The following is a 19,339-nucleotide window of genomic DNA, read 5'->3' on the forward strand; positions in this document are numbered from 1 at the left end:
AACAATACAGGCTTGCTGTACGTTGGTGACATGTACAGCAAGACTGTAGATCCATACGCGATCGCGTTCCCTGCCCCCGCCTTCACGCTCCGCAGCCCCGACTTCGCCCCGGGCGCGCCGCTGCCCACCTCCGCCTACGCCTCCGGCGGCGACCGTGCCCCGGCCCTGACCTGGGACGATCTTCCCGCCGGCACGCAGAGCCTGGTGCTGACCGCCTTCGACCCGGACGCACCGATCCCCGGCGGCTTCTGGCACCTGACGGTCAAGGACATCCCGCCGGCCGGCGCACCGTCCGACGGGGTGGCGCTCGCCAACAGCCTCGGCGTGACCGGTTACTCAGGCGTGAACCCGCCGCCCGGCACCGGCACCCACCGCCTGTTCCTCTGCGCGACCGCGCTGAGCGTCCCGGTGCTCGAGCTGCCGCCGGCCGCCGGTCAGGCCCTGCTCCACGTCCTGATGATCCCGCACACCCTCGGCCGGGCCATCCTGGTCGGCACCAGCACGCCGGCCTCGTAAGCCCAGGTCACACCGCCCAGCGGTACCGCACCTGCCAGCGGTTCCCGACCCCGTCAGGCCGTGACCGGGTCCGTCAGGAAGGTGTTGGCGTGTGCGACCAGCTCGTCCGGCAGGTCGCAGTGGAAGCGGAGTTCGGTGATGCCCTCGGCCGGGCCCTTGGGCAGGTGGAGGGTGACCGGGGCGCGGAAGACGACGTCGACGGCGGTCAGACTGCTGATCGCGATGTTGAGGACGTCCTTGTCGCGCTGGATCGTGTCGCCCTCGACGAGATAGCGGCTGCGGGCGCGTACCGTGGCGATGTCTTCCCAGGGTATGGCCAGGTCGAGGGTGTGGCTGTTGCGGATGCGCAGGCCGGACGGGCCGGCCACGTGCGGGTGGGTGAGGATGTTCGCGGCGAGGCCGATCATCCAGAGCAGGCCCCAGATGCCGAGGAGCAGTGCGAGCCCGCGCAGCCAGCCCCAGGTGGGCAGGAAGTGGTGAAGGGCCAGGTCGGCGGCGACGATGTCGATCGCGGAGACCGCGATGAAGACGCCGAGGACCGGGGCGATCGGCCGGATGTAGCCGAACGTGCGTGCGCCGGCCTCGATCGGCGCCGGCCGCCGGAACGTGAGGCGGTAGAGGCTCACCCAGAGGGCGATCTCCCACCGGATGGCCTTTCTGAGCAGCTGAAACATCTCGACCTCCCCGTTTACGTTGCAACTGTAATGTAAAAGCCGGACGGCCGGGTGTCAATACAGTCGTAATGTGAAAGCATGGCTGTGTGCCGAAGAAGGTGGATCATCGGGAACGGCGGGCGCTGATCGTCGACGCGCTCATGAAGGTCGCGGCGCGCGGCGGTCTTGAGGCGGTGAGCCTTCGGCACGTCGCGACCGAGGCCGGCGTCACCACCGGGATGGTGCAGCACTATTTCTCGACAAAAGACGAGATGATGCGGTTCGCTCTCAGTGGGATCGTCGAGCGCACCACGGCCCGCATCGACGCCGCCATGGCCGCGGCGCCACAACCTATGACCCCGGCCGCCACGGTACGGACGCTGCTGATCACGCTGCTGCCGCTCGACGAGGAGCGCCGTGCGGACGGCACGGTCGGGCTCGCGTTCCTGGCCTACTCCGCCGTCGAGCCCACCGCCGCCGACCTGCTGCGCGACGGCACCACGCAGATGGCCGCGTTCCTGGCCGACCAGATCGCGCTCGCCCGGCGGGACGAGATCGACGCGACCGGGGCCGGGGCGGGCCTGCTCGCGCTGATGGAGGGCCTGTCGCTCTACGTGCTCGGCGGCCACTACACCGCCGAGGCCGCGGTCCGCGCGCTCGACGCCCACCTGCGTCTCGTCTTCGGTGACTAGCGTCCTATGCAATTACCCGCGCGTGCAGCTAATCTTCGCCCGGATAGGACGCGGCACGACACACGTACGGTGGGAGCACTGTGACACGACGACTCTTCGAGCCCATCACCCTGCCCACGGCGGACGGAGCGGGGCTGCGCATCCGCAACCGTGCGTTCGTGGCGCCGATGTGCCAGTACGCGATCGACGCCGAGGACGGCGTACCCACGGACTGGCACCTGGTCCACCTCGGCGCGCACGCCTCCGGCGGATTCGGCCTGGTCATGACCGAGGCGACAGGCGTCGAGGCGCGCGGCCGCATCTCCCCGCGCGACGTCGGCCTCTACACCGACGCGCAGCAGGCCGCACACGCCCGGATCGCGGCCTTCGTCCACTCGCAGGGTGCGCTCGCCGGCGTGCAGCTCGCTCACGCGGGCGGCAAGGCGTCGACCTACCCGTCCCTGCCCGGCCACCCCGCCGCCACAGTCCCCGCGTCCGAGCGCGGCTGGCCCACGGTCAGCGCTGCGGACGGCCCGGTGCTCCCCGCGCTCGACGCGGCGACCGCGCTTGACGAGGACAGCATCGCCGAGGTCGTCGCCGCGTTCGCGGACTCCGCCCGGCGCGCGGACGAGGCCGGCTACGACGTGGTGCAGATCCACGCGGCCCACGGCTACCTCGTCCACCAGTTCCTGTCGCCGCTGACGAACACCCGCACCGACGGCTACGGCGGCACCGAGGAGGGCCGCACCCGGCTCGTCCTGGAGATCGCCGCCGCCGTCCGGAAGGTGTGGCCCGCCCACAAGCCGCTCGGCATCCGGGTCAGCGGCACCGACTGGACCGACGGCGGCTGGGACATCGAGGCCACCGCCCGCCTGGTCCGCCGCCTCGCCGACGAGGCCGGCGTGACTTGGGTCGACGTCTCCAGCGGCGGCCTCACCAACGGTGCCACCATCCCGACCGGCCCCGGCTACCAGGTCCCGCTTGCCGCCCACCTGAGCACCGCGCTGGCCGGCACCGGCGTCGTGGTCAGCGCGGTAGGCCTGATCGAGGACGCGCTCCAGGCCGAGACCATCCTGATCACCGGCCAGGCCGACGCGGTCTCCATCGGCCGCGCCGCCCTCCGCAACCCGCACTGGGCCGCCCAGGCCGCCGCCGACCTCGGCGTCCCGGCCGCCGACATCCCCGCCGCCCCGCAGTACTGGCGCGCCCGCTGGTGACGCACTCCTGATCCGGCCGTCCCGGGTCCCGCACGCCGTCGTGCGGGACCCGGGACCGGACTCGCCGTCACGTCGAACCCCAAGATCACTTTCCTAAAGCTGTTCCCACCTCTGTGGGTGGTCGCGGCCCGCACGCTCCCGCGGGCACCGGTCGTCGCCCAAGGGCTCCTCCCTTCCGGCCTCGCGGAGCACCGGCTCAGAACGAAGACCCCATGAAGCCCTCAACGCCGGGCCGGCCGCTGCTGTACCCGCTGGTCAGCGCCGTCGTAGCCGGCCTCGGCAGCGTGAGACCCAGCTCGCAGGCCGCTGTCGTTGCCGTAGGTGCGTCCGCCCATGACCGAAGCCCGTCAGCTGGTGCGCTCGACGGTCCATCTGAACGCCGCGGCCGCATGGGTCGCGCCGTGGCGAAGATAGAAGCGGTGCGCCTCCGTCCGGGCGAGGCCTGATTCCAGGAAGACATAGTCGGCGCCGTGCTCCTCCGCCCACGCCCTCGCGGTCGTCAGCAAGGAGGCACCGACACCCCCGGAACGCCAGTCCGGGTGCACCGCCAGATCCTCGATCGACGCCCGCTGACCGAACCGCACCGACAGAATGTCCAGGTAGACGCTGGCCACACCGACCACCTGCCCCTGAGGCGCGCGGGCCGCGAACAACGCCACGTTCTCGTCGGCGAGTAGCCGGGCGGTGCGCGCGAGGGCACGGTCGCGGTCCCAGCCCGGTGGGCTGCTGCCGGGTGGCGCGATGAGCCACTCCATCCCGGCCACGAACTCGGACTCCGCACCCGCCTGCAACCGCGACACGTCAACGCTCATCGCGCCATCATCCGCCGTCACCGGGAGCGGCGGTGGCGGCAGGCGGCCGCGCCCGACGGCGTAGCGGTCGCGGACAGGACCGTATCGCCCGGGTGTGACAGGAAAGCCCGGCCGCCGCTCGCGGAAACGGCGGCCGGGCACCGTGTTCAGGCCGCGGTCACCTCGAACAGCGCGGCCTGCTGCGGCTTCAGCAGCGGCACCGCGAGGCCCACCTCGGACAGCACCCGGCCCGGCAGCGTCACCGACCCGGCCGCGATCCACGGCGGCGGCGCGTCCTGGGTGACCGGGCCGGTGAGCAGCGGCGTCACCGTGTAGACGAGGTCCGGGTCGAGCCCCGGGAACCGTACCGGTGCGGGCAGTGCCGCTTGTGGGGCGTCGAGCGTGACATACGCGAAGACCGCGTCGCGGCGGTCCTGTGCGACCACGCCGTGCACCAGCTGGGCCGGGTCGGCGGTGTCGGCGCGCACCACGCGCCCGGTGTGCAGCAGCGCGCGCAGCCGCTTGTGCAGCGCGATCCAGTCCGCGATCGCCGCGCGCTCGGCAGGTGTCGCGTGCAGCAGGTTCCACTCGATGCCCGTGCTGCCGAAGAGCGCCGTCACCTGCCGGAACGCGAGGTCTGTGGTGCGCCCGGTGATGTGCGCGTCGCGGTCCCCGAGGTGACCACCAAGATACTCCGGGGGTACGAGCAACGACGTCCACCGCTGGATCGTCTGCCTGTCGAGCGGGTCGTTGGTGTCCGAGGTCCAGAACCGGTCGACCAGCTCGAGGATGCCGAGGTCGATGCGCCCGCCGCCGGACGCACAGCTCTCGATCTCCACGTGCGGGTAGGCGGTGCGCAGCTCACCGAGCAGCCGGTAGAGCGCGGCGGTCTGCCGGTGTGCGATGCCGGGCGTGAGTACGTCCCGGTTGTGGTCCCATTTGAGGAACGCGATCGGGTACTCGTCGAGCAGCGCGGACAGCCGGTCCAGCAGGTACGCGTACGCGGCGGGGTTCGCCAGGTCAAGCACCCGCTGGAACCGCCACGTCGGCGACGAATCGCTGCCGAGCACCCAGTCGGGATGCTGATCCGCGAGCAGGGACGAGGGGCTTACCATCTCCGGCTCGACCCAGAGCCCGAAGTCCATGCCGGCCGCGTGTACCCGCGCGATCAGCGGGTGGAGGCCGGCGGGCCACACCTCCGTGTCCACGAACCAGTCCCCGAGCGCCCGCCGGTCGTCCCGGCGTCCGGTAAACCACCCGTCGTCGAGCACGAACCGTTCCACGCCGACCGCGCCGGCCGCGTCCGCGAGCGCGCCGAGCGTCTCCAGGTCCTGGGAGAAGTAGACGGCCTCCCAGGTGTTCAGCACGACCGGGCGCGGGCGGCGAAGCGTCGACCGGCCGCGGATCCACGGGTGCAGGCGATCGGAGAGCCCGTCGAGGCCGGTGCCGGACCAGGCCGCGACAAGCCACGGCGTGGCATAGGAGGCGCCGGGCGCCAGCGTCACCTCACCCGCGCCGAGCAGCTCACCGGCGCCGAGCACGGCGGGCCCGAGCGCGGACCGCGACGCCCACCCCCGTTTGTCGCCGCTCCACGCCAGGTGTGCGGCCCACACCTCGCCGCTGCGGAACCCGAACCCCGGCTCTCCCACGGCCAGCAGGAACGCGTCGTCGTGCCCGGGCCGGCCGTGTCGCGACTCGCGCATCCACGCGCCCTGGCGCAGCTCGCCGCGCTGCGGGCGGCGCTCGTGCGCCCACAGCCCGGAGAAGTCGAGCACCTCGCGGGCCCGGTCCGGGATCGGCAGCTGCAGGTCGAGCGCGGAGAGCACGAAGTCCGCGGAAGCGTTGTTGACAAGCGTGTGCCGCAGCCGCAGCACCCCCTCGGGCGACAGTTCCAGCCGGGTGGTCACGGTGAGCGGCCCGGCGGCGGTGATGCTGATCCAGTCGTCACCGGCCTCGGCCGACCAGCCGGTGAACCCGAAGGGCGCCCGGCCGGCGAGGAAACCGTCGAGGCCGGGGCGCTCGCTCCAGCCGTCGGCGAGCGACGGCAGCAGCGGGAACCTCAGCGGCACGTCGATGCTGCTCGGCGGCACCGCGGGCACTAACGCGCCGGCGAGCGCGGCGAGCGCGGCGGGGGAGAGGTCGCCGAGGTCGGCGCCCCAGTGGACGATTGCGGGCGGACGTGCGTCGCGGGCATCAAGCACGAGACTGACGCCCGCGGCGCGAAGCTGGCGGATCAGGGCTTACTCCTTGACGGGAATGGACTGCAATTTCGGGGAGTCGACGTCTGCGCCGCGGTGAGCGCACAGGTCAGGGTGCCGCTGCCGCTGCCGCTGCCGCTGCCGCTGCCGCTGCCGGTGGCCGTGAAGCCGTCCGTCGAGGTCATCGCCGGCCCGCACGAAGCCGGGGTGACCTGTGCGGCGGCCCCCGCGATCTTCTGGCCGCCGTGGGACTCGAGCCGCCCAGATCCCTGCGACTGCGCCCCCTGCCTGCCACTGTGGCACAGGTGCGGCCGCCCGGCGGCCGGACGTGTCCGGCACGCCGGAGGAGACGTGCCGGGCCGGAGGAGACGCGCCGGGCCGGACGTGCCGGTGCGCTCGACTGGGTACAGAGACCTGACGCCCGCACATTCGATCGGCAGCAGGTGGACGAGCGCGACCAGCACGCCGAACGGGGCGACGAAGAAGATCACTGCAGACCGGTGCCTGGTCACAGCGCCCCCCTCGCGTGTGTGCACGTGCACACATTTCCGCCCCGAAACACTGGCGTGATGGGTGCGTGAACGTGCACACAGTGTCACGCGGCCGTCCGATGGTCAAGACCGCGCCGCTACGCTGTCCGGCGTGGCAGGCAGGGATCGGCAGAGACGCGCGACGGTGCACGACGTGGCAGCTACGGCGGGCGTTTCGCGCGGCACCGTGAGCCGCGTCCTGAACGGTGGGTACGTCTCCGCCGAGGCCCGCACGGCCATCGAGGCCGCGATCGCCTCGGTCGGCTACGTGCCGAACACGGCCGCCCGCAACCTGGTCCGGCGCCGCTCACAGGCAGTCGGCTTCCTCACGCTCGAACCGCACTCGCTGCTGCTCGAGGACCCGAACATAGGGTCGATCATGCTCGGGGCGAACGAGGCGCTGTCCATCGCGGACCACCAGATGGTCAGCCTGGTCGTCGACTCGGCGCGGGACACCGAGCGTGTCGCCCGCTACCTGCGCGGCGGCTTCGTCGACGGCGCCATCGTGGTCTCCGCCCGCACCCACGACCCGATCACCCGGGTCATCTCGTCGCTCGGGCTGCCTGCCACGTTCGTCGGGCACCCGCCGGACCTGGACCGGGAGATCCCGTGGGTCGGCATCGACAACGCCGGGTCCGCGGAGGCGCTTGTCAGACGCCTCGCCGAGACCGGGCGCCGGCGGATCGGCATGATCGCGGCCGCGCTCGACCGGGACTCCGGGGCGGACCGGCTCGCCGGCTTCACGGCCGCGCTCGGCGCCCGCTTCGACCCCGCGCTCGTGGTGGAGGCGCCGTTCTACGACTACACGGCCGGGGTGAAGGGGATGCGGGAACTGCTGTCCCGCGCGCCCGATCTGGACGGCGTGTTCGCCGCGTCGGACGCGGTGGCGGCAGGTGCGCTCGAGGTGCTGCGGGAGGCCGGCCGGGCCGTACCCTCGGCGGTCGGGCTTGTGGGTTTCGACGACAGCACGTGGGCACTGCGGACGCTGCCGCCGCTGTCCACCGTGCACCAGCCGGCGCGGGAGATCGGGGCGGTCGCGGCCGACCTCGTGCTGCGGCAGATCGACGGGGAGCATCCGGAACCTGTGGTGCTTCCCTCGCCTGTGGTGTGGCGCGCGTCGGCGTGAGCACGCTCCCCGCCACTACCAACGTATATCGCACCCGGGGGCTTGCGGCAAGACCCCGGTGATGCCGCAGAATCGTCCCTCGACGGCTTTCACCTGCGAAAACGGGGTCACAGGACGATGATCGAGCAGTACGTGCGCGGCCTCCACGAGGTCAACCGCACCATGGTCGCGGCGGTCGGCGGCAAGGGGGCGAACCTCGGCGAGCTGATGCGGATCGACGGGGTCCGCGTCCCGGCCGGCTTCTGCGTGACGACCGCCGCGTTCGAGCGGCTCATGACGGAGGTGCCGCCGCTTCCCCACCTGCGGCCGGACGACCGTGCGGCGATCCGTGAGCTGAGCGCCGAGATCCGCCGCACCATCGAGGACATCGCCATCCCGGTGGATCTGGCGGAGGCGGTCACCGGCGCGCTCGACCCAGATGCCGCCTACGCGGTCCGTTCCAGCGCGACCGCGGAGGATCTCCCCACCGCCTCGTTCGCCGGCCAGCAGGACAGCTACCTGAACATCGCCGGCCCGGACGCGATCCTCCAGCACATCAGCCGCGCCTGGGCCTCGCTGTTCACCGACCGGGCCGTGACCTACCGCCTGCGGAACGGCTTCGACCACCGCACGATCACGATGGCAGTGGTCGTGCAGCGGATGGTCGTTCCGCGGTCGTCCGGCGTGCTGTTCACCGCGGACCCGGTGACCGGCAACCGGACGGTCGCCACTGTGGACGCGGGCTTCGGGCTCGGCGACGCGCTGGTCTCCGGCCTGGTCAATCCGGACGTGTTCACGGTCCGCGACGGCGAGGTGATCGCCTCCGCGCACTCCGGCAAGCCGGCGTTGACGGACGCAGAGGTGGTCGCGCTCGTCCGGCTGGGCCGGACGATCGAGGCGCACTTCGGCAGCCCGCAGGACATCGAGTGGTGCCTCGACGACGGCGGATTCCAGATTGTGCAGAGCCGGCCGATCACCACGCTGTTCCCCGTCCCGGAGACCGCGGACGGCGGCAACCGCGTGTTCCTCTCCGTCGGCCACCAGCAGATGATGACCGACGCGATGAAGCCGCTCGGCCTGTCCTGCTGGCAGCTCACCGCGATGGCGCCGATGCTCGCCGCGGGCGGGCGGTTGTTCGTCGACTCCACCCCGCACCTGGCGTCACCGGCCCGCGCCGGCTTCCTGGAGATGGTCGGCAAGGGCGATCCGCTTGTCCGGGACGCGCTTGAGACCATTCTCGACCGCGACTTCATCGCGCGGACGGAGTCGGCTCCCGGTCCGGCGATGCGGCGTCATCTGGACGCGCCCGCCCCGATCGAGACCGACCCGGCCATCGTCACCGAGCTGGTCGCCCGCAACGAGAAGTCGCTTGCCGACCTCCGGCGCGACATTCACGGCCTGACCGGGCCGGCGTTGTTCGACTTCCTCCTGGAGGCGTTCGAGGAGCACAAACGCATGCTCAGCGACCCGCTCAGCATGCAGGTGATCATGGCGGGGATGAACGCGACCTGGTGGCTCAACGATCATCTGGCCGAGTGGCTTGGCAAGACGAACGCGGCCGACACGCTCACGCTCTCCGCGCCCGGCAACATCACCTCGGAGATGGGGCTGGCGCTGCTCGACGTCGCGGACGTGATCAGGCAGTACCCGGAGGCGGTCTCGCTCCTCCAGCACGGCGGCTCCCTCGACGAGCTGCCGGCGCCCGCGCGGGACGCCATCAGGGGTTACCTCGACCGCTACGGCATGCGGTGCGTCGGCGAGATCGACATCACCCGGCCACGGTGGAGCGAGCGCCCGGCCGCGCTGGTGCCGCTGATCCTGGAGCACGTGAAGAACTTCGCGCCCGGCGCGGCACAGCAACGCTTCGCGCAGGGCCGGCAGCAGGCGGCGGACGCGGAGCGGGACATCCTCGCCCGCCTGCGTCTGCTCGACGACGGCGAGGCGAAGGCCGCCGAGACGAAGCAGATGATCGACCGCGTCCGCACCTTCATCGGCTACCGGGAATACCCGAAATATGGCATTATCGCGCGGTACTTTGTCTACAAGCAGGCGATCCTGGCCGAGGCCGAGCGCCTGGTCCGGGCCGGGGTGCTGCACGCGGCCGAGGACGTCTTCTACCTGACCTTCCAGGAACTCCACGACGTCGTGCGCACCCAGAGGATCGACAACCAGCTCATCCGCCGCCGCGAAGCCGAGTTCCGCACCCAGCAGACGCTCACCCCGCCCCGCGTCCTCACCTCGGACGGCGAATCCGTCTCCGGCGCGTACCGCCGCGACGACCTGCCGCCCGGCGCGCTCCCCGGCCTGCCCGTCTCCGCCGGCGTCGTCGAGGGCCGGGCCCGCGTCCTCCTCGACATGGACCAGGCCGACCTCCAGCCCGGCGACATCCTGGTCACCGCGTTCACCGACCCCAGCTGGTCACCGCTGTTCGTCTCGGTCGCCGGCCTGGTCACCGAGGTCGGCGGCCTGATGACACACGGCGCCGTGATCGCCCGCGAATACGGCCTGCCCGCGGTCGTCGGCGTGGATCGCGCCACCCAGCTGATCCAGGACGGACAGCGGATCCGCGTCCACGGCCTCGGCGGATACGTCGAACTCCTGCCGTGACACAGGTGTCTACCCTCGTGGGCGTCACGAACCACGGTTGAAGGGTGATCTGAATTGACCGCCGCACCACGTTCCCTCACCGTCGCCCTGGTGGCAGTCGCCGCGGCGACGACCCTCAGCGCCTGCGGCTCCGACAACAGCGAACTACGGCAGATCCGCCCCGGCGCCGCCGTCTACATCGACGCGTGGGACGAGAAGGGCGACCGCGGCGATCAGGCCCAGGTCGAGCGCAAACCCTCAGGCCTGTGGGTCGTCCCGCTCCAGGCCCACTTCCGCACGGCCAAGTCCAAAGGCTTCAACGTCCGCGTCGAACTCACCGCGCAGGGCCTCTGGCGCGTCGACCCCGAGGGCGCCGAGGTCGGCCGCGACCACGACGACTGCCTCGAGGACGGCGAGGCCTACGCCCAGCTCATCCCCGCCGAATCCGCGATCAAATGGGAACCCGACAACAGCAGCGCCACCAACAACGACGACTGCTTCACCACGCAGCCCCAGAGCAAATAAAGACCAGACCCCCGCAGAGCAGGAAGATCATTCTCCCACTCTGCGGGGTGGTCGGCTGGCACGCTCCCGCGGGCCCATTTTCGATTATTTGATCGTGGAGTATGGACCGAAGGCCGCCGCTACACGAGCCTCGAACTCCTGACCAAGGCCCCGCACCACCACGATCGATATCCCACGACACGACACCAGCCACGCGACCATCACCGAGATCGCCGCCTAACATCAGGACCAGCCGAAACGCGATGATCGCTTCTTACACCACGCTGCTGGACGTGACCCCGCTCCGCTCTAGAGAAACAGGACCTCACACGCCTTAAGGATCATTCAGTGGTACGAAAAGCATGGTCATCGGCGAAGTTGACCTATCTTTCGCACCACTGAATGATCCTTAAGGCGATGGCGAGATTGAGAGCGGTTGGAAACCCGCGAGAGGATGCGGATGAAATGCTCGCCAGTTCGCGCCGGTTGCGATCAAGCCGCTGCGGGGACCACCCACTGATCCGATGGTGGGAGCAGGTAGGTGGCGGACCAGAGGAACGAGCGGGTGAAGGCGCTGGTCCACCGCTCGTCCTGTCGCCACCGTGCGAGCGCGAGCCCGGCCGCGGGCAGGACCCAGACCAGGATCAGCGAGGCCCACAGGAGCGTGTCCGTGGTGGAGGCGAACGCGTCCACGTCCGCGCGGGTGGCCAGGTACGGCGACGCGGTGCGCCGGTAGAGGCCGAGGACCAGCAGGAACGGTACGCCGTAGAGCCAGCCGAAGAACAGCGCCCGCATCATCGGCCCGCCGCCAGCACGGTGATGACCACCCACGCCGTGCCCGCGGTCCCGCCCGCGGTCATCGTGCCGGCCACCACTGCGGACGCGGTCATCCGCCGGGCCAGCGCGGCCAGCGGCAGGCAGATCGCCAGCAGGCCGAGCGCGACCGGGAGCACGAGGAAGGACAGCACGTCGGCCGGGGTGATGCAGGAGCCGAACACGGTGCAGTCGTCCGGGCCGCGGGGTGGCTCCGGCGTGGTCGCGGTCCCGGTGTATAGAGCGGCGAGCACTGTGGCGAACCAGCCGGCCGCGATCAGCACCGTGTTCCCGTAGGACGGTCTCGGCGTGTCCTCGGGCGGCGGCTGCGTCGCGTCCGTTTCAGCCTCCGATGCGGAGCGTGTTGACCACCATCAGGTCGAAGTCGGCGAGCAGCGTGTCCACACCGGGCTCGTTCGGGCGGCTCGCGAAGTACAGAAGGTAGCGGTACTCGCCGACGACGAAGAGGTACTGCACAGTGCGGGTGCCCACCGGTGAGAAGAGATCGTCGGTGGTCACCGAGGAGTGGCGCCGCCCGGTCAGGCCGGAAGCCGTGGTCACCGGCGTCTCCACGATCTCCCCGACGCCCTCTCCGGACGGGAACGGGCTGGCCGTGCCGATCTCGCTCAGCAGGTTGACCCGCAGCCAGGCCCGGTAGGAGAACGCGTCGGTCGCGACGCAGTCCGGGATCAGGTCCGGGCTCTCGGCCAGCCATTGGTTCAGCTGGCCGGAGAGCACGCAGGGCTCGGAGACCCAGCCCGGGGGATAGCGCAGCGCGTAGTCGTAGTCGGCGTTGGCATAGGCGGTCCAGCCCGCGGTCGGGTCCGGCGGGGGTGGCAGCACCACCTGGGACGCGTCCGGCGCGTCCGGGATGGTGAACTGCTTCAGCACCGCGTCCAGCTGCTCCACGGTCTGCGGGAAGATTGGCGTGCTGGTCCCGGCCAGCGCGGTGAACGACTCCTGCTCCTCGGCCGGCACCTGGAAGCCGACGAACCGGAAGTCCAGCCGCAGCCCACTTGCCCGCACCCGGTCCTGGATCTGCGCGGCGACCGCGGCCTGGTCGGCGGTGCACGCGTCAGCGCCGTGCCGGGACACCACGATGATCCGGTTGGTGGCGCGGCCGCGGAACGGGTACCGCCTGTCGAAGTCGTCGATCGCGGCCTGCACGCCGGCCAGCAGCGTGGGCTTTCCGGCGGGCGTCAGCGTACCCACGGCGTCCCTGATCGTGTCTTTGTTGCCGACTCCCGCGTCGACGAGCGACGACGTGTTGCCGGCGTCCCCGCACTCGCCGCCGAACCGGCGCAGCGCAAGCGAATCGGCGTCGCCGGTGTTGCCGGCCGCCGCGCTCACGGCCGCGCCGACCGGGGCGAGATCGCCCGCCGACCCGTCCACCAGGAACGTGATCCGGTGGTCGGGTGTGAGCGACCGGACCGCGGCGAACGCGCCGGCCGTGACCGCGACAACCGCCACGACCACCCCGATGATCACGAGGGTACGCCTCACCGCACTCCTTCCGGCGCGGTCGCCCGCAACGCGGCCAGCGCCTCGTTCATGGCGGTCACCTCGGCGTTGTAGCCGTTCGCGACCCCGGTGAACGCGTCGTGGCCCGGCCCGAGCGGCTTCCCGTCACGGGCGTCGGCGAGCAGCGTCGACGCGGACTCGACCACGTCCCGCTGCAGGTCCTTGAGCAGCAGCGCGCGCCGGTTGAGATCCGCGGCCGCCGCGGTGCCGGTGCGGCCGTCCAGGTCCTCGAACGCGGTGTCGGCCGCGGTGATCCCGTCCCGCGCGGCGGTGAGCCGCCGGTCCGCCACGTCGAGCCGCCCCTCACCGACCGCGGTGACCGCCTCGTTGACCGTGTCCACGGTCGGGTTGAGCACGTCGATCACGGCCTTCGCGTTGCGCAGCACCGGTTCGACGTTTGTGAACCACTCGAGCGCCGCGTTCAGGTCGTCCGCGGTCTCGACGAACATCGGCTCCGGTGCGCCGGACCCGGTCGCCAGCAGGGCCAGCTGCTCCTGCTGGTCGCCGGCCACCCGGTAACCGATCACCCGGAACTCGATGTCCAGGCCGGCCGCCGCGATCCGGTCGCCGATCTCGCGCTGCACGAACGCGGTGTCCGTGTCGCAGGCGTCCTCGCCCTGCCGCGCCACCACCACGATCCGGTTGACCTGCTTGGCGTCCTGCGCGAACGGGCGGCTGAAGTCCTCGATCGCCTGCACGATGCCGCGCTGGAGCGTGGCCACGCCGCCGCCCTTCACCGACTTCGCCGCCGTGGAGATCGTCTCCCGGTTTCCGGTGCCGAAGTCGACGAGTTGTGTGGTGTTGCCGTCCGACCCGCACTCGCCGCCGAAGCTGCGCAGCGCAAGCGAGTCCCGGTCCCCGGAGTTGCCGACCACGGTCCGCAGCGACTCGGTGATCTCCGCGAGCCCGTCCGCGTCCGCGGCCGCCGACGCGTCGATCAGGAACTCGGTCTTGTATGTCGGCGCGAACTGCGGCAGCACCAACGCGACCACCGCCCACCCGCCCGCGGCCAGCACCGCAAGCGCCAGCACCGCGATCAGTGCGACGCGAATGCTGCGCGGCACCTCGAGGTGGAACCGGTTGTGCTGCTGCCCGTGATCACCGATCTGGACGCCGGCCGCCCCACTCGCGTCGACCGCACCCCGCTCGCCCGCCATCGTCATCCCCCGATGAGTGTCCCCGAGGGTGCATTCTTTCAGGACACAAGGGACCCGTCCTCGGCCGAACGGTCAGGCCAGCCGCGCCACGATCAGCCGCAGCTGCTCCCGGTAGCCCTCGATGAACTCCGGCGAGTCCGCGGCCAGCCCGGTGACGTTCTCCGCGAAGTGGGCCAGCAGCGTGGGCGCCACCGCCATGCCGAACAGCGCGAGCTGCAGGTACGCCGGGTCCAGCTCGGGCGCGATCTCCCCGTTCTCCCGCCGGCGGCGAAGATCGTCGACCATCGCCCGCTGGTACGCCGCGTCGCCCTCCTCCCGGTCGCCGGCCAGCGCCTGCCAGATCAGCAGCCGTACCCAGTGCCGCTGATCGCCGCCGACGTGGGTGAACGCGGACACCACCTCGTCGAGCGGCGCGTCCTGCCGGCCCAGCTCGCCGCTGCGCGTCCGCCACCGTTCGGTAAGCGCCCGGTAGAGCCCTTCCTTGCCGTCGAAGTAGTAGGAGATGAGTTGCTGGTTCGCCCCCGCGCGCCGGGCGATCGCGCTGATCCGCGCCCCGGCGAACCCGTGCTCCCCGAACTCGACGAGCGCCGCATCCAGGATCCGCTCCCGGGTGCGCTCGGCGTCGCGGGTGCGATCCGCGCCGGTGGGGGAGCGGCGGCGTTTCGGCTGTTCAGACACGCTCCTGACTGTATCAATCAAACAAATGGTTGACAGAGTCATGTGAGTGGCTGACGCTGACTGCATGACGGTTCTCATCATCGGCGGCGGCATCGGCGGGCTGGCGCTCGCACACGGACTGCGGCGCGGCGGCGTGCAGTGCGAGGTCTTCGAACGCACCCTGGAGCGCACCGACTGGTTGCAGGGCTACCGCATTCACATCAGCCCGGCCGGCGCGCAGGCGCTGAAGTCCTGCCTCGGGCCGGCCGGGTGGGACGCGTTCGTCGAGGCGGCGGAGGGCGGCGGCGGCTTCGGCTTCATCACCGAGCGCGGGGACGATCTCCTCGCACTGCCGGGCGAGCTGATCAACCGGCACGGGCGGCACTACGGGATCAGCCGTACCGGGCTGCGCGAGGTGCTGCTCAACGGATTGGAGGTACAGCACGGCCGGGTGTTCACGTCGTTCGAAGCCCACGGCGAGCGTGTGACGGCACACTTCGAGGACGGGGGTACGGCAGAGGGCGACCTGCTTGTCGGCGCGGACGGGGCGAATTCACGCGTGCGCGCCCAACTGCTCCCGCATGCGGCCGGGCGGGCGGACACCGGGGTCGTGTCGATCGCCGGTCGCGGGCCGGTCGACGGCCCGCTCGCCGCCCGCGCGAACCTGGTCGTCCCGCGTGGCGCCGGGTCGCTGTTCACCGCGCCGTGGCGCGACTACGTGCTCTGGGGCTACAGCGAACCCGCGGCAACGCTGCCGTCCGATGTAGAAACACAGGACGGAGAGGCGTTGCGCGGCCTGGTGACCACGCGGATCCGACGCTGGTCACCGGCGTTGCGTGACCTCGTCGCGCGTAGCGATCCGGCCTCGGTCAACGCGTTCCGCGTCAAGAGCGCCGTCCCGGTCGGCCCGTGGCCCAGCGGCCCGGTCACGCTGCTCGGCGACGCGATCCACAGCATGACGCCGGCCGCGGGTATCGGCGCGAACACCGCCCTCCGCGATGCTGACCTGCTCCGCCGCACGATCCTCGACCAGGAGCCGATCAGCGGGTACGAACGGGAGATGCTCGACTACGGGTTCGCCGCGGTCCGCCGGTCGCTCCGCAACACGCACTCGACCTCCCTGAGCCGCGCGGCGTTCCGTACGGTCCTCCGTGTCACCGCGGCCGTGCCCCCACTGCGCGAGGCCTTCGCACGCGGGCTCGGGCGGTGAGGCGTACCGGTGTGGACCTGACCACCGCGGCGCCGGCGGCCCGCGGGAGCACGCGGGTCCCGGCCACGGCGTGAGCGGGAATATCAGCTTTTATCGGTTTTTAATGGTGCTTTTCCCGGTGAATCCCGCGAGCACGGTCGGGGAGGTGGCTGACTCGGCGATCACCCGCACTGTGACTGTGGCGTCGACGGTGACCTCCACACGCGCGATCTGACCCGGCGCGATGTCGACGCGGACGGTGGCCGGGGTGGTGGTGATCTCCGGTGTGAGGTCGGGGAGCGGCAGGTATCGGTAGCGCTCCTCGACGGCGGCCGGTGCGGGCAGCCGGGGTGTGACGGTAAGTGTGTGCGGGCCCGGCGGCAGGCGGTAGCCCCAGGTGCGGGGGCCGAACGGCACGGCCCGGCCGTCGATCGTCAGGGACGGGGCCGGCACCCAGGAGTGCGGATCGCGTTCCGGGACGCCGAGGCCGGCATGGCCGTTCCAGAGATAGCGGGCGTTGACCGCGCCCGTGACCACGAGCATTCCTGCCTCGGGTGCGTCGCCGTCGCCGAGGAACATGACGTCACGCACGGGCTCGCGTGCCTCGGCGGAGACTGCGACGCGGTAGCTGTGGTTGCGGGCACGCGTGATCCGGCTCCACGCCAGGATGGCGAGGACCGGCGCCACCAGGAGCGCGACGAAGAACGGCACGGCATAACCCGGCCCCGCCTCGCCACCCGGATGCGTGAGGCCGAGCACTGCCGTCACCAGCACGATCGCGAGCACGCCCGCCGGCAGCATTCCCCAGCCGGATCCGGTGCGGCGGCCCGGCGGCGGCGCGAGCACGCCCTGTGCGCCGCCGATCGACGCCGGTGTCCAGAACTCCAGCTCCGCGACCTCCCCGGCCTCGACCCTGACCGTGCGCGCGGACTCGGCCACCCCGTCGTGCCGGACCTCCGCGAGGTGCTCGCCGGGGGCGACCCAGGCCACCATCCGCCCGAGGCCCCACCACAGGGGACGGTCGTCGACGCCTACCGCACGCGCGTGCCCCCAGTACGGCGGGTCGAGGGCGCGGTTGCGGACCCACACCGAGATCCCGGCCAGGCCGACCGGGGGCCGCGGCGCCGGCTCCCCGATCGGCCAGACGGTGACCGGCGCGTCCGGATAAGCCATCGGGTCGCGTGGCTTCACGTCGCCGTGTCCAGAATCGCGTCGATCTCCGCGTCAGTCTTCTTCGGCGGGTCCGCGGTGGCCGCCTTGCCGGTCTCCGCGCCGGTCTGGGCGCCGGGCCCGACCCAGGTCCACACGTCGCCGGCCACGTCGCCGCCGATCCGGGCCAGCGTGGACATCGTGGCGCTGGCGCCGCTGAACTGCACCACGCCCTTGCCGACCTGCGCCTTGAGGATCGCGGGCAGCGCCTTCTCAAGCACCGCGCGCATCTTCCAGAGCACGGAGACGATGCGGTCCACGATCTGCACGGCGCGGGAGAAGCCGCTCGCGGTGGTGTACGTCGTGGCGGTCGCGGCCGCGGCCATCGACGCGCCCGCGGTCGGCACGGCAAGGCTCATCGCGATCGCCCACTCGATGAGCGCCCACTCCACGATCGACGCGATGATGCCGATGATCAGCGCCTGCGCCGCCGCCATGATCTTCGAGAAGATCATCAGGAGTTGGCCGATCGAGCCCGCCTCGGTGCCGGTCGCCTCGACCGCGTCCGCGAAGTCGTGGAACAGCTTCTTCGCGGCGTCCGCGTCCTTGCCCTTCCACTCGATCAGCGCGTCGTCCGCGGCCTGCCGTATCGATGCGGCAAGCGGGGCGAGCGCCTTGCCGATCTCCTCCCACTGCTTCGCGTGCGGTTCCATCCGCTCCGCGTTGCCGGTGACCAGGCTGAGCAGGTCCTCAAGCGGTTGGAAGAAGTCGACGACGAAGGTGAGCCCGGCCGCGATCAGCCAGTTCAGCGGGTCGACCGCGAACGAGATGCCGGTGCCGAGCAGGTCACCCGCGCCCGCGATGATGTCGGCCTTGTCGCCCTCGGTGATGCCCTCGTAGAGCGTCTTGCCGCCGCCCGCGCCCGGGATGACCGAGTCCCAGCCGTAGTCGATGACTTGGCCGGCGTACTTGTTCGCGCTGTCCTCGTCGTTGCTGAGATAGGCGTCGTTGTCGTCGGTCATGCTCAGCTACCGCCCGACAGCTTGTCCTGGAAGCGCTTGAACGCGGCCGCGGTCGCCTCGTCCAGCTTCTCGTGCATGTCCGCGGTCGCGTGGATGGCCTTGCCCTGCGCGCTCAGCGCCTGCGCGATCGTGCGGATGTGATCGTCCGCCTCCATCGCCTTGGACTCGTACATCGGCTGCATGATCAGGCCCAGCGCGCCCCACAGGACCCCCTCCGGGTGCGCGTCCGCAAGCGCGTCCTTGATCTGCTCCGCGCTCGTCGACATCGCCTCGAACACCTGCGCGGTGCTCTTCAGCGTGTCCGTCGGTACCACGATGCCGTCACCCACGGCGCTCCTCCAGCCGGTCCCGGGTGTGCTGCGGGATCGCGTCCTCCACCATCGACCGCACCCGGCCGGTCCCGAGTCGCTCGCCGAGCGCGGTCAGCTTCAGCGCGCGGTCCGCCTGCGCCTCCCGGATCGCCGCCATGATCATTTGTGCCAGGTGGGTGCCGCGCCGCAACGCCGCGTCCGGAATGTCCACCGCCTGCACCGCGCCGTCCGGCCCGACCGCCGCCCGCACCGTACCGTCCTCGGAGAACCCCTCGCCGGTCACCGCGCCGGACTGCGCCGTGAACTCCGCGTACCTGTCAAGCACCTGCTGATTACGCTGCCGCAGGCCGTCCAGGAACGCCATCACCTGCGCCGCGTCGTCGAACTGCCTCACGACCGCCGCCCCAGGATGCCGTCAAGCGTCTCCCGCATGGTGACGCTCATCTCCGCGTCCGCCGCGTGAAGCGTCCGCACCACGAGCGCACCCAGCTCCGCCCCGCTCATCCGGAACGCACGCGGGCTGAACCGCAGGTCACGCACCGTGTGCTGCGGCCCGACCATGACAGTGACCTCATGATTCTCGCTCGTCACCTCGGCCGATGCGGTCGCCACCGCCTCGCGTACCCGCGCGGCCCGCTCGACCATCCCCTCGGGATCCATCCGGCGCCCCTCCGTCCCCGCTGCTCACGGCGTCGCGATCACCATAGGCCCCCGGGTCACCCCCGTCGCCGCGCGGACAAACCTCTTGA

At 71.3% G+C, this 19,339-nt stretch carries 21 protein-coding genes; 7 read left to right on the top strand and 14 right to left on the bottom strand.

The window, feature by feature from the left end; translation table 11 throughout:
* The first annotated feature begins 30 nt into the window (after positions 1 to 30).
* The gene (locus tag ACIA8K_RS26375) at positions 31 to 516 is read left to right on the top strand and encodes a YbhB/YbcL family Raf kinase inhibitor-like protein (protein WP_396063746.1); all 486 of its coding nucleotides are present in this window, start codon (positions 31 to 33) and stop codon (positions 514 to 516) included.
* 53 nt (positions 517 to 569) lie between these two features.
* Here the strand turns inward: ACIA8K_RS26375 and ACIA8K_RS26380 are convergent, their stop codons facing one another.
* Positions 570 to 1,190, bottom strand: a complete 621-nt coding sequence (locus tag ACIA8K_RS26380; protein WP_396063748.1) for a hypothetical protein — start codon at positions 1,188 to 1,190, stop codon at positions 570 to 572.
* Between the two features lie 86 nt (positions 1,191 to 1,276).
* Between ACIA8K_RS26380 and ACIA8K_RS26385 the strand changes: the two genes are divergently transcribed.
* Together ACIA8K_RS26385 and ACIA8K_RS26390 are read left to right on the top strand one after the other, a co-directional pair.
* The gene (locus tag ACIA8K_RS26385) at positions 1,277 to 1,861 is read left to right on the top strand and encodes a TetR/AcrR family transcriptional regulator (protein WP_396063750.1); all 585 of its coding nucleotides are present in this window, start codon (positions 1,277 to 1,279) and stop codon (positions 1,859 to 1,861) included.
* Positions 1,862 to 1,941: 80 nt separating this feature from the next.
* Positions 1,942 to 3,057, top strand: coding sequence for an NADH:flavin oxidoreductase/NADH oxidase (locus tag ACIA8K_RS26390; RefSeq protein ID WP_396063752.1), 1,116 nt, complete (start codon positions 1,942 to 1,944; stop codon positions 3,055 to 3,057).
* Between the two features lie 347 nt (positions 3,058 to 3,404).
* Here the strand turns inward: ACIA8K_RS26390 and ACIA8K_RS26395 are convergent, their stop codons facing one another.
* The 3 genes from ACIA8K_RS26395 to ACIA8K_RS26405 all read right to left on the bottom strand — a co-directional run bounded on the left by ACIA8K_RS26395 (position 3,405) and on the right by ACIA8K_RS26405 (position 6,558).
* A complete protein-coding gene (locus ACIA8K_RS26395) occupies positions 3,405 to 3,869 on the bottom strand; it encodes a GNAT family N-acetyltransferase (RefSeq protein ID WP_396063754.1) in 465 nt (154 codons plus the stop codon).
* 146 nt (positions 3,870 to 4,015) lie between these two features.
* Positions 4,016 to 6,049 carry an alpha-galactosidase gene (locus ACIA8K_RS26400; protein WP_396063756.1) on the bottom strand — a complete coding sequence of 678 codons (2,034 nt, stop codon included), beginning with the start codon at positions 6,047 to 6,049 and terminating at the stop codon, positions 4,016 to 4,018.
* 32 nt (positions 6,050 to 6,081) lie between these two features.
* Positions 6,082 to 6,558, bottom strand: coding sequence for a hypothetical protein (locus ACIA8K_RS26405; RefSeq protein ID WP_396063758.1), 477 nt, complete (start codon positions 6,556 to 6,558; stop codon positions 6,082 to 6,084).
* A gap of 130 nt (positions 6,559 to 6,688) precedes the next feature.
* Here ACIA8K_RS26405 and ACIA8K_RS26410 point away from each other — a divergent pair, with 130 nt between their 5' ends.
* The 3 genes from ACIA8K_RS26410 (at position 6,689) to ACIA8K_RS26420 (ending at position 10,792) form a co-directional block, all read left to right on the top strand.
* The gene (locus ACIA8K_RS26410; protein ID WP_396063760.1) at positions 6,689 to 7,702 is read left to right on the top strand and encodes a LacI family DNA-binding transcriptional regulator; all 1,014 of its coding nucleotides are present in this window, start codon (positions 6,689 to 6,691) and stop codon (positions 7,700 to 7,702) included.
* Positions 7,703 to 7,819: 117 nt separating this feature from the next.
* Complete coding sequence (rph, locus tag ACIA8K_RS26415) at positions 7,820 to 10,288, top strand: rifamycin-inactivating phosphotransferase (RefSeq protein ID WP_396063762.1); 2,469 nt, start codon at positions 7,820 to 7,822, stop codon at positions 10,286 to 10,288.
* A gap of 90 nt (positions 10,289 to 10,378) precedes the next feature.
* Positions 10,379 to 10,792, top strand: coding sequence for a hypothetical protein (locus tag ACIA8K_RS26420; protein WP_396063764.1), 414 nt, complete (start codon positions 10,379 to 10,381; stop codon positions 10,790 to 10,792).
* A 471-nt stretch (positions 10,793 to 11,263) separates the two neighbouring features.
* Here ACIA8K_RS26420 and ACIA8K_RS26425 read toward each other — a convergent pair whose 3' ends face one another.
* The 5 genes from ACIA8K_RS26425 to ACIA8K_RS26445 all read right to left on the bottom strand — a co-directional run bounded on the left by ACIA8K_RS26425 (position 11,264) and on the right by ACIA8K_RS26445 (position 14,940).
* On the bottom strand, positions 11,264 to 11,569 hold the full coding sequence (locus ACIA8K_RS26425; RefSeq protein WP_396063766.1) for a hypothetical protein: 306 nt from the start codon (positions 11,567 to 11,569) through the stop codon (positions 11,264 to 11,266).
* A complete protein-coding gene (locus ACIA8K_RS26430) occupies positions 11,566 to 11,868 on the bottom strand; it encodes a hypothetical protein (RefSeq protein ID WP_396063768.1) in 303 nt (100 codons plus the stop codon). Before ACIA8K_RS26430 ends, ACIA8K_RS26425 begins: the two co-directional genes overlap by 4 nt.
* Positions 11,869 to 11,926: 58 nt before the next feature.
* A complete protein-coding gene (locus ACIA8K_RS26435) occupies positions 11,927 to 13,087 on the bottom strand; it encodes a hypothetical protein (RefSeq protein ID WP_396063770.1) in 1,161 nt (386 codons plus the stop codon).
* Positions 13,084 to 14,268, bottom strand: a complete 1,185-nt coding sequence (locus tag ACIA8K_RS26440; protein ID WP_396063772.1) for a VWA domain-containing protein — start codon at positions 14,266 to 14,268, stop codon at positions 13,084 to 13,086. Before ACIA8K_RS26440 ends, ACIA8K_RS26435 begins: the two co-directional genes overlap by 4 nt.
* A 66-nt stretch (positions 14,269 to 14,334) precedes the next feature.
* A complete protein-coding gene (locus ACIA8K_RS26445) occupies positions 14,335 to 14,940 on the bottom strand; it encodes a TetR/AcrR family transcriptional regulator (protein WP_396063774.1) in 606 nt (201 codons plus the stop codon).
* Between the two features lie 64 nt (positions 14,941 to 15,004).
* Here ACIA8K_RS26445 and ACIA8K_RS26450 point away from each other — a divergent pair, with 64 nt between their 5' ends.
* Positions 15,005 to 16,129, top strand: a complete 1,125-nt coding sequence (locus tag ACIA8K_RS26450; RefSeq protein ID WP_396063776.1) for an FAD-dependent oxidoreductase — start codon at positions 15,005 to 15,007, stop codon at positions 16,127 to 16,129.
* A gap of 90 nt (positions 16,130 to 16,219) precedes the next feature.
* Here the strand turns inward: ACIA8K_RS26450 and ACIA8K_RS26455 are convergent, their stop codons facing one another.
* From ACIA8K_RS26455 to ACIA8K_RS26475, 5 genes are read right to left on the bottom strand one after another with little or no spacing between them, the layout of a single operon-like run.
* The gene (locus tag ACIA8K_RS26455; RefSeq protein ID WP_396063778.1) at positions 16,220 to 17,299 is read right to left on the bottom strand and encodes a hypothetical protein; all 1,080 of its coding nucleotides are present in this window, start codon (positions 17,297 to 17,299) and stop codon (positions 16,220 to 16,222) included.
* The gene (locus tag ACIA8K_RS26460) at positions 17,296 to 18,279 is read right to left on the bottom strand and encodes a hypothetical protein (RefSeq protein WP_396063780.1); all 984 of its coding nucleotides are present in this window, start codon (positions 18,277 to 18,279) and stop codon (positions 17,296 to 17,298) included. Before ACIA8K_RS26460 ends, ACIA8K_RS26455 begins: the two co-directional genes overlap by 4 nt.
* 2 nt (positions 18,280 to 18,281) lie before the next feature.
* Complete coding sequence (locus ACIA8K_RS26465) at positions 18,282 to 18,608, bottom strand: hypothetical protein (RefSeq protein ID WP_396063782.1); 327 nt, start codon at positions 18,606 to 18,608, stop codon at positions 18,282 to 18,284.
* Complete coding sequence (locus ACIA8K_RS26470; RefSeq protein ID WP_396063784.1) at positions 18,601 to 18,984, bottom strand: YbaB/EbfC family nucleoid-associated protein; 384 nt, start codon at positions 18,982 to 18,984, stop codon at positions 18,601 to 18,603. The genes ACIA8K_RS26465 and ACIA8K_RS26470 overlap by 8 nt, the downstream gene beginning before the upstream one ends.
* Entirely contained in the window at positions 18,981 to 19,250 is a 270-nt protein-coding gene (locus tag ACIA8K_RS26475; protein WP_396063786.1) for a YbaB/EbfC family nucleoid-associated protein, read from the bottom strand. The genes ACIA8K_RS26470 and ACIA8K_RS26475 overlap by 4 nt, the downstream gene beginning before the upstream one ends.
* Between the last annotated feature and the right edge of the window lie 89 nt (positions 19,251 to 19,339).

Origin of the sequence: Catenuloplanes sp. NPDC051500 (genome assembly GCF_044454585.1) — a bacterium.
GTDB lineage: Bacteria > Actinomycetota > Actinomycetes > Mycobacteriales > Micromonosporaceae > Catenuloplanes.

What these genes read in the sequence shown, in the direction of transcription:
- ACIA8K_RS26375 (WP_396063746.1), top strand. Translation starts at nt 31, where the DNA reads ATGTACAGCAAGACTGTAGATCCATACGCGATCGCGTTCCCTGCCCCC.
- ACIA8K_RS26460 (WP_396063780.1), bottom strand. Translation starts at nt 18,279, where the DNA reads ATGACCGACGACAACGACGCCTATCTCAGCAACGACGAGGACAGCGCG.
- rph (WP_396063762.1), top strand. Translation starts at nt 7,820, where the DNA reads ATGATCGAGCAGTACGTGCGCGGCCTCCACGAGGTCAACCGCACCATG.
- ACIA8K_RS26450 (WP_396063776.1), top strand. Translation starts at nt 15,005, where the DNA reads ATGACGGTTCTCATCATCGGCGGCGGCATCGGCGGGCTGGCGCTCGCA.
- ACIA8K_RS26395 (WP_396063754.1), bottom strand. Translation starts at nt 3,869, where the DNA reads ATGAGCGTTGACGTGTCGCGGTTGCAGGCGGGTGCGGAGTCCGAGTTC.
- ACIA8K_RS26475 (WP_396063786.1), bottom strand. Translation starts at nt 19,250, where the DNA reads ATGGATCCCGAGGGGATGGTCGAGCGGGCCGCGCGGGTACGCGAGGCG.
- ACIA8K_RS26425 (WP_396063766.1), bottom strand. Translation starts at nt 11,569, where the DNA reads ATGATGCGGGCGCTGTTCTTCGGCTGGCTCTACGGCGTACCGTTCCTG.
- ACIA8K_RS26440 (WP_396063772.1), bottom strand. Translation starts at nt 14,268, where the DNA reads ATGACGATGGCGGGCGAGCGGGGTGCGGTCGACGCGAGTGGGGCGGCC.
- ACIA8K_RS26380 (WP_396063748.1), bottom strand. Translation starts at nt 1,190, where the DNA reads ATGTTTCAGCTGCTCAGAAAGGCCATCCGGTGGGAGATCGCCCTCTGG.